Annotated in this window: 12 protein-coding genes; 3 read left to right on the top strand and 9 right to left on the bottom strand. The window is 75.3% G+C overall.

Features of this window, described 5'->3' with window-relative positions:
• Positions 1–103: 103 nt before the first annotated feature.
• The 5 genes from ABD317_RS03810 to ABD317_RS03790 all read right to left on the bottom strand — a co-directional run bounded on the left by ABD317_RS03810 (position 104) and on the right by ABD317_RS03790 (position 4,147).
• Entirely contained in the window at positions 104–466 is a 363-nt protein-coding gene (locus ABD317_RS03810; protein WP_344287808.1) for a nuclear transport factor 2 family protein, read from the bottom strand.
• Positions 467–496: 30 nt separating this feature from the next.
• A complete protein-coding gene (locus tag ABD317_RS03805; RefSeq protein WP_344287806.1) occupies positions 497–1,627 on the bottom strand; it encodes a hypothetical protein in 1,131 nt (376 codons plus the stop codon).
• Positions 1,628–1,736: 109 nt separating this feature from the next.
• Positions 1,737–2,606, bottom strand: a complete 870-nt coding sequence (locus ABD317_RS03800) for an RNA polymerase sigma-70 factor (protein ID WP_344287804.1) — start codon at positions 2,604–2,606, stop codon at positions 1,737–1,739.
• Entirely contained in the window at positions 2,603–3,190 is a 588-nt protein-coding gene (locus ABD317_RS03795; protein ID WP_344287802.1) for a carboxymuconolactone decarboxylase family protein, read from the bottom strand. The genes ABD317_RS03800 and ABD317_RS03795 overlap by 4 nt, the downstream gene beginning before the upstream one ends.
• A gap of 84 nt (positions 3,191–3,274) precedes the next feature.
• A complete protein-coding gene (locus ABD317_RS03790; RefSeq protein ID WP_344287800.1) occupies positions 3,275–4,147 on the bottom strand; it encodes a hypothetical protein in 873 nt (290 codons plus the stop codon).
• Between the two features lie 299 nt (positions 4,148–4,446).
• Here ABD317_RS03790 and ABD317_RS03785 point away from each other — a divergent pair, with 299 nt between their 5' ends.
• Entirely contained in the window at positions 4,447–5,175 is a 729-nt protein-coding gene (locus ABD317_RS03785; RefSeq protein WP_344287798.1) for a class I SAM-dependent methyltransferase, read from the top strand.
• A 141-nt stretch (positions 5,176–5,316) separates the two neighbouring features.
• Positions 5,317–6,201 (top strand): Scr1 family TA system antitoxin-like transcriptional regulator, encoded by an 885-nt coding sequence (locus tag ABD317_RS03780; protein ID WP_027757046.1) that lies wholly within the window; start codon positions 5,317–5,319, stop codon positions 6,199–6,201.
• Between the two features lie 15 nt (positions 6,202–6,216).
• Here ABD317_RS03780 and ABD317_RS03775 read toward each other — a convergent pair.
• The 4 genes from ABD317_RS03775 to ABD317_RS03760 form a co-directional block, all read right to left on the bottom strand.
• Positions 6,217–7,070 (bottom strand): IS5 family transposase gene (locus ABD317_RS03775; RefSeq protein ID WP_425582263.1). Its coding sequence is split into 2 segments (ribosomal slippage): positions 6,217–6,731 and positions 6,731–7,070, totalling 855 coding nucleotides; the frame shifts between segments, so codons are not numbered across the junction.
• A gap of 26 nt (positions 7,071–7,096) precedes the next feature.
• Positions 7,097–8,566: a rifampin monooxygenase gene (gene rox, locus ABD317_RS03770; protein WP_344287793.1), complete on the bottom strand. Its 1,470-nt coding sequence runs from the start codon at positions 8,564–8,566 to the stop codon at positions 7,097–7,099.
• Positions 8,567–8,709: 143 nt separating this feature from the next.
• Complete coding sequence (locus ABD317_RS03765; RefSeq protein ID WP_344287791.1) at positions 8,710–9,738, bottom strand: Acg family FMN-binding oxidoreductase; 1,029 nt, start codon at positions 9,736–9,738, stop codon at positions 8,710–8,712.
• A 69-nt stretch (positions 9,739–9,807) separates the two neighbouring features.
• A complete protein-coding gene (locus tag ABD317_RS03760) occupies positions 9,808–10,446 on the bottom strand; it encodes a TetR family transcriptional regulator (RefSeq protein ID WP_199789093.1) in 639 nt (212 codons plus the stop codon).
• Positions 10,447–10,523: 77 nt separating this feature from the next.
• Between ABD317_RS03760 and ABD317_RS03755 the strand changes: the two genes are divergently transcribed.
• The gene (locus ABD317_RS03755) at positions 10,524–12,032 is read left to right on the top strand and encodes a cytochrome P450 (RefSeq protein ID WP_344287789.1); all 1,509 of its coding nucleotides are present in this window, start codon (positions 10,524–10,526) and stop codon (positions 12,030–12,032) included.
• The last annotated feature ends 103 nt before the right edge of the window (positions 12,033–12,135 follow it).

Here is a 12,135-nt window from a genome sequence, read left to right as displayed (position 1 = left end):
CGACGGCCTCGACAGTCATGGACATGACCCTGCGTGTCAACCCCGCCCCGCCCCGCCGGACCGGCCGCGAGCAGGGCGGGACCGACGGCGGGCGGCGCCGGCGTCAGCCCGGGACGCGGTCGAGGAAGCCCAGCACGGTGCGGATCCGGCCGTCCTCGGCCAACGTCACGACGTCGAACCCCTGCACCGGCGCCGAGCCGTCCGGCGCGATCAGCTCCCAGGTGAAGCGCGCGGTGTCGTGGTGGCCGTCGACCGGGCCGAGGAGCCGGAACTCGAAGCCCGGGAACTGCTCCTGCGCCCCGGCGATCGCGCCGGCGAGCCCGGCGTGCCCGCTGACCTCGGCCAGCGGGTCGGTGTAGGTGGCGTCCTCGGTCCAGGCCGCGGCGACCGCCCGCTCCCGGCCGGCGGGCTCCGTGGCGTTCCAGGCGGCGAAGTAGCGGGCGACGGCGGACTCGTAGGCGGACATACGGGCGACCTCCTCGAAGGCGACTGCTGATCACTGCCTCCACCATGCGGGTCGCCCGGGCGGGCGTCGATTACCGCGGAGGTAAGGCCGGGCGGCGCGCGGGACGGCGGGGACGCGCGCCGGCTCACCGTCCGGCACCGGAGGGTCGGCGGCGGAGGAGACGAGAACCACGGCCGCCCGGCCGGCCAGTGCCTGCAGGCACAGCGACTCCACCACGGGCCGCACCAGCCCGCCGGTCTTGCCCGAGCCGCTGGGCCCGACGGCGAGCGCGGAGGTGGCCAGCACGGCCGGGTCGAGGGCGATTCCGGCGGTGCGGAAGGCGTAGGGGTTGGCCGGGTGGTCGGCGGCGGTGCCGATGCGCACCTGGCGCAGCAGCAGGTCGTGCGCGGCGGTGCGGTGGGGCAGGTCCCGGGCGCCGGAGCGGTGGGGGTAGGCGGCGGCGCCGCGGGCCGTGATCTCCTGAACGAACGCGTCGATCCAGTCCGGGCGGTGCCGGGCGCCCACCCGCCAGGCGTGGGTGATGCGGGCGTGGTCGACGTCGGACATGGCTCCGGACTCCAGCTCCGCGGTGAGCAGCCGGGCCGCCTCCGCCGCCCCGGCAGCCCGCAGTTCCGGCCAGTCGGCCGGATCCTCCCGCGGGGGCGCGGGGAACTGCGGCGCGGGTCGCCGCCCCGCTCCGCGCAGGTGGCGTACGTACTCCCGCCACCGGCCGACGTGCGCGCAGACGGTCACGACGATCGCCAGGACCAGCGCGTAGTAGCCGTAGGCCAGTACGTGCGGTTTCCAGCGGCCCTCCCGCCCGTCCGGAAGCCACCCCAGCGGCCGCGCCCACAAGGAGCCGAGCCGGCCGGTCCACAGCAGCACGCACAGCAGCACGCAGGCCGCCGCCGTGGACAGCGCGAGGGCGGTGAGCCACATGCCGCGACCGTCCCGGGGCCGGTGGCCGCAGCGCCAGATGCCCGGGGCGGCCGCCGGCCGCGGCAGCCGCAGCCAGGCGGCCAGCGTGATCGGGGTGGGCGGGCGCGGCGGCGCGTACGGGTGCGGCGGGGCGGCCGGCACCGGCGGCGTCGGTGCGGGCGGGGCGGGCGGGGCGGGCGGCGGCGGGGGCCAGGCGGCCCCTTCGGCGCCGTCGCCCCGCCGACCGGGTTCCCCGGAGTCCATACAGCGCCCCCTGTCCACCGCAAGCGGCCGGCCCCGTATCAAGGTACCGGCGCCGCCACGGTCCGGCGGGCGCTGAATCCGGCCACCGTGGCCGGCGGCCCCGCCCGCGCTACCGGGTGAGTTCCGCGGGGTGGTGGATACGGGTGAGCTTGTGCGGGTTGCGCACGATGTAGATCCGGGTGATCTTCCCGTCGACCAGTTCCAGGCTCAGCGCGGCCGGCTCGCCGCCGAAGTCGATCCGGCCCGCGGGGGCGCCGTTCAGCCAGACCGCGGCGGTCTCCAGACCCACCCGGTTCGCGTTGGCGAGCAGTCCCGCCACCTGCCCGGACCCGTGGATCGGGGTCAGCACGGCGGCCACCACGCCGCCGCCGTCGGCGACCATGACCACGTCCGGCGCCATGACGTCCAGGAGTTCCTGCAGTTCCCCGGTGTGCAGCGCGGCCAGGAACCGCTCCAGCACCTGCTGCTGCTCGGATCTGCTCACCTGCACCCGCGGCCGGCGGGCCGCCACGTGCAGGCGGGCCCGCCGGGCGATCTGCCGCACGGTGGCCGCCGGCTTGCCGATGGCGTCGGCGATCTCGCCGAACGGCACGTCGAAGACCTCGCGGAGCACGAACACGGCCCGCTCGGTGGGACCGAGCGTCTCCAGCACCGTGAGCATCGCCATCGACACGCTCTCCGCGAGCACGACGTCCTCGGCGACGTCGTGCGTGGTCAGCAGCGGCTCCGGCAGCCACTCGCCGACGTAGTCCTCGCGCCGGCGCGCCAGCGTCCGCAGCCGGTTGAGCGCCTGCCGGGTGACGATCCGCACGAGGTACGCCCGCGGGTCCCGCACCTGCGACCGGTCCACGCCGTCCCACCGCAGCCAGGACTCCTGCAGCACGTCCTCCGCGTCGGCCGCCGAGCCGAGGATCTCGTAGGCGACGGTGAACAGCAGGCTGCGGTGGGTGACGTAGGGGTCGTCGGCCGGGTTCGTCATGCGGCGGCGGGGCTCTCCGGGCGGGCGGCGCCGCCGGGGCGGGCGGCGAGCGGGATCTCGCAGGCGTCGGAGTAGCCCTGCGAGGTGATCCCGTACGCCACGTTGGACCTGGTCGCCAGGTTGGCGTAGCCGATGAAGAGGGTCAGCTCGACCAGCGCCGCCGGGCCGAGCTGCGCGAGCAGGCTCGCCGACTGCTCGTCGGTGACGGTCGGCGGCGTGGCCGACACGGCCTCCGCGTACGCCAGCACCTCCCGCTCCAGCGGCGAGAACACGTCCGACTCCCGCCACCGCGGCACCTGGCTCGCCTTGGCCAGGTCCAGGTCCTCGTTCTGCGCCTGGAAGTAGCCGGCGTCGAGGCACCAGCCGCAGCCGATCTGCGCGGCCACCGCCATGTGCGCGAACGACTTCAGGCTCGCGTCGGCGGCGTGCCACCCGGCCACCCTCGCGGAGAACTCCAGGTTGGCCGTGGCCACGTCGGGGCTGTTGAACAGCACTTCGACGGGCTCGGGCAGGCTGGCGAACCGCTGCGCCATGGCCTCCTTCAGCTCGGCGGGCACGTCTGCCTTCGGGATGCGTACGGTCACGGTCTCTCCTTGGTCACACCATCCGGTCCCCATCCAGACACCGCCCGCGGCCCGGGCGTGACACCCAGGGTGCCGCGCCCCGGCTCAGTCCTGCTCGGCGGCCACCGCGTCGAGCCGCTCGGCGGCCTTCTCGGCGGCCCTGCGGGACTGCCGGGCGGTGCGGGTGGCGGCGGTCAGCGCGCGCCGGGCCCGGGCGAGGGCGTCGCGGGCCTCGGTCTCGGCCTCCTCGGCGGCCCGCAGCCGGTCGGCGAGGTCGGCGACCCGGGCGGTCGCCTCGGCCAGCCGGGCTTCCGCCGCGTCCCGCCGGGACGCGTCGCGGCGCAGGGCCTTGTCCTGTTCGCGGGCTTCCCGTTCGGCGTCCCGGGCCTCCCTGCGGGCCCGGGCCAGCTCCGCCGCGCGGGCCTCGCCGGGGTCCTCGACGACCTTCAGGTGGCGCTTGCGGGCGGGCCGGGCCGCGGGCCCGGCGGCGCTGGTGGCGGTGGTGGCGGGGAAGCCGGGCCGGGGGGTGAGCGGCTTGGCGAGGTGGCCGGTGGCCCACTCGCGGGCCGCGTCGGCGTCGGCGAGGACGGCGTGGAGCGTCGTCTCGACCTCGTTCCGGACGGCGTCGCCGACGGGATGGCCGGCCTCGGCGGCGAGGCGCTGGGCCTCGCGGGCGAGCTGGGCGACCAGGACGTTGCGCTTGCGGGTCAGCTCGCGCAGCTCCTCCCCCGCGAGTCCTTCCTGCGCCGCGCGCAGCCACTCGCCGAGCCGGCGCAGCGCGTCGACCTGCTCGGGCGCGGAGCGCACCAGCAGGTTGCCGGCCCACGCGGCGAGCGTCGGCCGGCGCAGCGCGGCGATCTCCCGGGCGAGCGCGGGGTCCTTGGCCGTACGGGCCGCGGCGACGTGCCGCCCGCGGGCGGCGGTGAACTCGCCCGGCGGCAGCGCGTACAGCTCGTCCGCGACGCTCTCCAGGTCCATCGGTCACCCATTGTGCCCCGCATCCGTTTCCCGCGGCTGCGCGCCTGCGCCCGCCCCACCCGGATGGAGCTGGTCGGCCTGCTGCGCCGCCGCGGGCCGCCACCCGGGCCGCGGAGCTGACCGGGGAGTCGGTCGCCGGTGCTCGTACCACCTGCGGATTACGCGCCGTGGCCCGCCACGGCTTCTCCCGCCCCCGGCCGCCGCCGGACTGCTCGGCGAACCCGTACTCGGCGACCCCGGTGCTCCGCACCCGGCGGCTGCCGGACCGTGCCGCGGCGGGGGGACTACGCTGATCACCGATGTTCCGTCCCGAGGGCCCGACCCTTCTTGAGCTGACCGTGCAGGCCATGTCCTCCACGGAGCGCGGCTACGACCTGCTGGCGCCGAAGTTCGACCACTCCCCGTTCCGCACCCCCGACCGCGTGCTGGACGCGTTCGCCGCCGTCGTCGCGCCGCTGGGGCCGTTCGCGAGCGGGCTCGACGTGTGCACCGGCACGGGCGCGGGCGCGGGGGTGCTGCGCGGGCTGTGCACGGAGCGGGTCGTCGGCGTGGACTTCAGCGCCGGGATGCTCGCCGAGGCGCGCGGCGCGTACGCGCAGGCGGCCGGCCCGCCGTCGGTGCGCTGGGTGCGGGCGGACACCCTGGCCCTGCCGTTCGCGCCGGCCTTCGACCTGGCGGTGAGCTTCGGCGCCTTCGGCCACTTCCTGCCCGCGGAGCGCCCCGCGCTCTTCGCCGAGGTGTTCCGGTCGCTGCGCCCCGGCGGGTACTTCGCCTTCCCCGTCCCCGCGCCGGCCCGCGTGGGGTCGCGGGGATACTGGGCGCTGTGGGGGTTCGACGCCGTGATGCGCGTACGCAACGCGCTGTGGCGCCCGCGGTTCGTCATGTACTACCGCACGTTCCGCCTGCCCGACGTGCGCGCGGATCTGGAACGGGCCGGCTTCGCGGTGGAGACGGTGGCGATGGCGGAGCTGGGGCGGCGGCCGGACGGCAGCCCGCGCGCCCGCGCGGTGCTCGCGCGGCGGCCGTGAGCGAATCGGGATGCGTAACCGCCCCGTACCAGAGGCATATTCATCGTGAACAATCGCTTTCCCTGTACACGTTGACTCCTTCGATGCGAGACTGAAGGGCGCGACCTGATCATCCCTGGGAGCCCGATGCACGCGCCAAGTATGTCGGAGACGAACTCGCTGCCGACCCCGTCGCGAGGCGGCCCCACGGTTCGCCGCATCATCCTCGGCAACCAGCTACGGCGGCTGCGCGAACAGCGCGGCATCACCTTCCAGGCCGCGGCGCGCACCATCGGCGCCTCGCAGCCCAAGCTGAGCCGGCTGGAGTTGGGCCGCGGCGGCTGCAAGGAACACGACATCGCCGCCCTGCTGACGCTGTACGGGGTGGAGGACGAGACCGAGCGCGAGCACTACCTCGCGCTCGCCCGCGGCGCCAACACCACCGGCTGGTGGCACCAGTACAGCGACGTCACCCCGGCCTGGATGGAGACGTTCCTCGGCCTGGAGGAGGCCGCCTCGCTGATCCGCTCCTACCAGGCCCAGCGCATCCCCGGCCTGCTGCAGACCGCCGACTACGCGCGGGCGTTCGCCCAGGTCGCCTTCCCGAACGCGGACGACGCGGCGATAGAACGCCACGTCGACCTGCGGCTGCGCCGGCAGCAGATCCTCGGCCACACCGACCGGCCCGCGCGCTACTGGGTGGTCCTCGACGAGGCGGCGCTGCGCCGCCCGCTCGGCGGGCGGCGGGTGATGCGCGCGCAGATCAAGCACCTGCTGGGGATCGTGGAGCTGTCGAACATCACGGTCCAGGTGGCTCGGCTGGCCACCGGCCGCTTCGCCGCCGTCGTCAGCCCGCTGACGATCCTGCGCTTCGCGGAGCCGGACCTGCCGGACGTGGCGTACATCGAGCAGCTGACCAGCGCCCTCTACCTCGACAAGCGCAACGACGTCGAGCGCTATCTGCTGACGATGGACGGGCTGTGCGCGGCGGCGGAGAAGCAGCAGGAGAGCCAGAAGCTGCTGGAGGAGCTGCTGGCGGAGTACTAGGCCGTTTCTTCTGGATCATGTTGCTGACCAGATGAAGATGGCGGCGAGGTGGAGTCCGGCGAGGTAGATGGTGGCGGTTTTGTCGTAGCGGGTGGCCAGGCCGCGCCATTGCTTGAGCTTGTAGATGCAGCGTTCGACGGTGTTGCGGTGTTTGTAGGTCTCGCGGTCGAACGCTGGTGGTCTGCCGCCGCGGCTGCCCAGACGCTTGCGGTTGGCGGCCTGGTCAGCGGGTTGCGGGATCACAGCCCGGATGCCGCGGCGGCGCAGATGCATGCGGATGGCGCGGGAGGAGTACGCCTTATCTGCCAGGACCATCTTCGGCCTCGTGCGTGGTCTGCCGATCGGCCGGGCCACTCGGATCCGGGCTATGACCTGCTCGAAAGCGGGTGCGTCACCGGCCTGACCGGGCGTGATGACGAAGGCCAGGGGCCGGCACCGGCCATCCGCGGCGAGGTGGATCTTCGTGGTCAGCCCGCCGCGGGAGCGTCCGAGCCCATGGTCGTGCGGCTCGCCGGCCGGGGCCCCTTTTGGCGGGCCCCGGCGGCGTGCTGATGGGCGCGCACGATGGTGGAATCGACTGCCAGGACCCAGTCCAGATCGCCATGGGCGTCGGCCTGGGCCAGCAGCGCGGCAAGCACCTTCTCCCAGGTGCCGTCGGCCGCCCAGTTCCGCAGCCGGTTATGGACGCCCTTCCACGAGCCGAAGCGCTCGGGAAGGTCCATCCACGGCGTCCCGGTGCGGTACTTGAACGCGATCGCGTCGATCACCTGCCGGTGATCCCGCCACCGCCCACCCCGCCGAGGCGTCCGATCCGGCAGCAACGGCTCAATCCGCGCCCACTGCGCATCAGTCAACGACACACAGACCAACGACCCAAAGATCCAAAAGAGACGGCCTAGCCCGCCAGGGCGCCGTCGCCCGCCGGGGCCGCGGGTGCGCCGAACCACCTCGGCAGGTGGTCGAGGAGGCCGGCCTGGTCCTCGCCCGCCCAGGCCACGTGGCCGTCCGGGCGGAGCAGCACGGCGGGCGCGTCCACTTCCCCGGCGGGGTCGACGACGTGGTCGACGCGGTCCGCCCAGCCCGCCGCCGAGAGCCGCCCGGTCCGGTCGAGCAGCAGCCCGCGGCCGGTGCGCATCAGCTCGTACAGGCGGCCCCGCTGCAGCGGCATGTCCCGCAGCCGGCGGCCGAGCAGCCGGTGGCCGCCGTCGCCGAAGTCGTAGCGGACGTCGACCGCCATGGTCCGCTCGACCAGGTAGCGGTGGACCTCCTCGAAGTCCATGAGATCCGCCAACAGCCCGCGCACGGCCCGCGGCCCCGGCTCCGTGGACAGCAGCTCCATCTGCGCGCGGGTGAACTCCAGCACGCCAGCGGCCACCGGGTGACGCTCGGCGTGGTACGTGTCCAGCAGTCCTGCGGGGGCCCAGCCGGCCAGCTGCGCGGCCAGCTTCCAGCCGAGGTTGAACGCGTCCTGGATCCCGAGGCCCAGCCCCTGCCCGCCCGCGGGCGAGTGGATGTGCGCCGCGTCCCCCGCCAGCAGCACCCGGCCCACCCGGTAGCGCTCGGCCAGCCGAGTGGCGTCGCCGAATCGGGAGAGCCAGCGCGGGGAGTGGGCGCCGAGGTCGGTGCCGGCGACGGCCCGCAGCTGCGCCGTGAACTCGTCGAAGGCGGGCGGCACCGAGCGGTCCGCGGCCACCTCCGCGGCCGGCACGCCGACGCGGTACGCCCCGTCCGCCAGCGGTATGGCGCCGAACCGGAGCTGGGTCCTGCGGACCTCGGCCGTCACCGCGGCCAGCGTCTCCGGCGACGCGGTCAGCTCCATCTCGCCGAGCAGCGTGTCGACGCGGCTGGGCTCGCCGGGGAAGCCGACGCCGAGCAGCTTGCGCACCGTGCTGCGGCCGCCGTCGCAGCCCACGAGGTAGCGGGCACGCAGCGGCGTCCCGGGGCCGCCGGGCCCGGCCACCTCGACGGTCACCCCGTCCCCGTCCTGGCGCAGCCCGGTCACCTCGTGCCCGCGGCGGATGTCGGCGCCGGCGCCGGCGGCGTGCTCCTCCAGCAGCCGGTCGACGGCGGTCTGATGGATGCCGAGGAGGTACGCGTGCGCGCTGTCCAGCCCCTCGGGCGACGGCTTGGCGATGCCGGCGAAGAAGCCGCCGACCGGGTACCGCGTGCCCAGCGCGAGGAGCTTCTCCAGCAGGCCGCGCTGGTCCATCACCTCGATGCTGCGGGCGTGCAGCCCCAGCGCGCGCACGACCTTCGTCGGCTCGGGCTCCTTGTCCAGCACCACCACGTGCACGCCGTGCAGCCGCAGCTCGGCCGCCAGCATGAGTCCGGTCGGGCCGCCGCCGGCGATGATCACGTCGATCATGAATCCCCCTTGTTTTCGCAGGTCCTGGCTTCGGCGGGAGATTCTGCACCGTGCCCCGGGTCTTGCCGCAAGCCCCGGGGTGCGCTATACGTTGAGAGTGGCAAGGAGTGTAGGGCTCCTTGCCGTTCGTCGTTTCCGGCGGCTCAGAGGCGCGGGCTGCCGACGATCTCCAGGACCTCCGACACCGGCCGGCGCGGCGTCGTCGGGCCGCGCGGGCCGTAGCCGATGCGCAGCACCATCTGGATCTGGCCGATGTCGGCGAGCGGGTCCCGGACGAGGGCGCGCAGGTCGGCCCACTCCAGCGCCTGGCTGGTCAGCGACGCCACCAGGCCGGCGCGGGTGGCCGTGAGCAGCACGCGCTCCAGCGCCTGGCCGGCGCGCAGCCAGTCGGCCGGGGTGTCGTGCGCGGTGCCCAGCAGGGCGATGTTCGGCGCGGCCTCGAAGCGCGCGCTGCCCCGTCCGGGCACCTCGGCACGGCCGGCGAAGTCGCGCACCGGGATGGTGCTGCCGCGGCGCCGGGGGCCGAAGGCGTAGCCGGGGACGCCTTCGTCCGCGGTGTCGGGGACCGGGTGGGTCCAGCGGGCCAGCTCCGCGGCGCGGTCCGGCTCCTCCGCGTCGCGCACCTCGGCGTCCTGCACCAGGTCCAGCAGGGACGCCGCGTGCCAGGCGTCGGGGAACGCGAGCGTCGCGCCCTCGGCCCGCGCCGCCTCGACGAGGTCGGCCAGGTCCCCGGGCGGAACGGGCTTGTCCGTGAACGGCCAGCGGCTGGAGTGCCGGCGGACGATCTGCGGCTCCAGGGCGGCCAGCGCCGCGTCGGGCCCCTCGCCCCGCCCCTCGTCACGCCCCGCGCCGGGCTCGGCCTCGGCGAGCCGGACGACGGCGAGCAGCAGCGGGTTCGCCGGGTCGGGCAGCAGCTCGGTCCCGGTCCGCCAGCCGGCGGCGGCAGCGGCGGCGCGCAGGTTGCACAGGGCGGCGCCGCAGCCGACGTGCAGGGCGCGCCGGTCGGGGTCGGAGGCCGGCATGGCGCGCTCCGGGTCGGCGCGGACCTCAACCGTCCGGTGGCCGAGGTGGCAGCGGAACCGCCACGGCTGCGCATTGTGCATGGACGGCGCGGCGGTCGCGGCGTGTACCAGGTCCGCGGCCCGGGTGGCGTCCAGTGGTCGCACGGCCATACTCCCAGCGTACGGCGGTCGCCCGCGGGCCACGAACCGGACGGGCGGCGGCCGGCGCGGCCCCCGGTCTCAGTCCCCCCGCGCCCCCGCCAGCGCGCCGAGCAGCGCCGCCGTGCACACCTCGCGCACCTCCGCCCGGGACGGCTCGCCCCGCTCCAGCCAGTCCAGCACCGCGGCGGTGACGAACGCCAGCCAGCCGTGCACGGCGAGCCGCAGCGCCGCGGGCGCCGGGCCGTCGAGCAGGCCGGCGGCGGCCTGGGCGTCGAGCACCGTGACGATGCGCCGCTCCTGCTCGGCGAGCAGCTGCTGGTGGATCTCGTGGATCTCCCGGTCCCCGGCGGCGGAGGCGCGGTGGAAGGCGCGCAGTCCGCGCGCGTGCTCCTCCGCGTACACCAGGTACGCGTCCAGGCCCTGCTGCACCTGCCGGCCGACGGGGGTGGCGGGGTCCGGCTCGGTCATCCGCAGCAGCCGCTCGCCCTCGTGCCTGATGACGGCGGCGTAGAACTGCCGCTTGGTCGGGAAGTAGTGGTAGAGCAGCCCGCGCGAGACCCCGGCGCGCTCGGCGACCTCCTCGATCCACACGTCGTCGAAGGGCCGCTCGGCGAACAGCTCGGCACCGATCCGCAGCAGCTGCCGGCGCCGCTCCTCGGTTCCCATGCGGGTGCGCGCCCGCCCCGTCCGCGTACCACGAGTGCCGGAACGAGCCATCGAGCCACCTTACTTGACACCGGTTCAGCGGTGCCGCACGCTGCTTACTGAATCCAGTTCAATAAGGGAGGCGCACGATGGCGAAGCCGTTCTTACGCACCCGCCCCGGGGCCTGGCCGGAGCTCTCCCGCATCCCCCACCCGCCCCGCCGGGTGCCGGTGCTGGGCGACGTGTTCGGCTTCAGCCCCGGCACGCCCGTGCAGGACTCGCTGCGGATGGCCCGGGAACTGGGGCCGATCTTCCGGCGGAAGATATTCGGGCTGGAGATCGTGGTGGTCTCCGGCACCGACCTGGTCGCCGAGCTGGCGGACGAGTCGCGCTTCACCAAGCGCGTCGTGCTCGCCGTGCACAACCTGCGCGACGTCGGCGGCGACGGCCTGTTCACCGCGCACAACCACGAGCCCAACTGGCAGCTCGGCCACGACATCCTCGCGCCCGCGTTCACCCGCGAGGCGATGGAGCGCTACCACCCGGTGATGCTCGCGATAGCGCGGCGGCTGACCGCGGGCTGGGACGCGCACGCCGCCGGCGGCACCGCGGCCGACGTGTCCGCCGACATGACGAAGCTGACCCTGGAGACCATCGCCCACACCGGCTTCGGCTACGACTTCGGCTCCTTCGAACGGACCGAGCAGCACCCCTTCATCGCCGCCATGGTCCGCGCGCTGCGCCACGCCCAGGGCGGCAACGTGCCCCGGCCGCTCAGCCCGGTGAAGAACCGCGGGCGCGGCCGCAGTGGCGCCGCCGACGCCGCGTATCTGGCCGCCGTCGTGGACGAGGTCGTACGGGAGCGCACCGAGCACCCGGACCCCGGCGCGCAGGACCTGCTCGGGCTGATGCTCCACACCCGGCACCCGCGGACCGGGGAGCGGCTGTCGCCGGAGAACATCCGCCACCAGATCATCACGTTCCTGGTCGCGGGGCACGAGACGACGTCGGGCGCGCTGTCCTTCGCGCTGTACTACCTCTCCCGCCACCCCGAGGTGACGGCCCGCGCCCGCGCCGAGGTGGACGAGGTGTGGGGGCCGACGGGAGAGCCGTCGTACCGGCAGGTGAGCAAGCTGCGCTACGTGCGCCGGGTGCTGGACGAGTCGCTGCGGATGTGGCCGACCGCGCCCGCGTTCACCCGCGCCGCCCGTACGGACACGGTGCTGGGCGGCGTGCACCCGATGCGCGCGGGCGCGTGGGCCGTGGTGCTGATCCCGGCGCTGCACCGCGACCCCGCGGCGTGGGGCCCGGACGCGGACCGCTTCGACCCGGACCGCTTCCTGCCGGAGCGGGTGCGGGCCCGCCCTGCGCACGTCTTCAAGCCGTTCGGCACCGGGGAGCGGGCGTGCATCGGGCGGCAGTTCGCGCTGCACGAGGCGACGCTGGTGCTGGGGCTGCTGCTGCGCCGGTACGAGCTGCGCGGCGACCCGGGGTACCGGCTGGAGATCGCCGAGCGGCTCACGCTGATGCCGCGCGGGTTCCGGCTGACGCCGGTGCGCCGCCGGCCCGCCGCGCCCGGGCCACCCTCGGGCGTGCCGGGGGCGGCGGGGGCAACAGGGGCGGCGGGGGCGGCCAGGGCGGCGGGGTCACCGGGCTGACGCCGCTCCCGCGGACTATCCGTCAGCCGCGCCCGATCCGCCGGCGTTGACGCGCTCGTGGTCGGGTTCGGCGGCCCCGCCCCGCGGGGGGGGGGGGGTGGGG

Source organism: Streptomyces synnematoformans, assembly GCF_039531005.1.
GTDB lineage: Bacteria > Actinomycetota > Actinomycetes > Streptomycetales > Streptomycetaceae > Streptomyces > Streptomyces synnematoformans.
The sequence above is the reverse complement of the archived record's forward strand: the minus strand, read 5'-3'. Positions and strand labels throughout refer to the sequence as shown.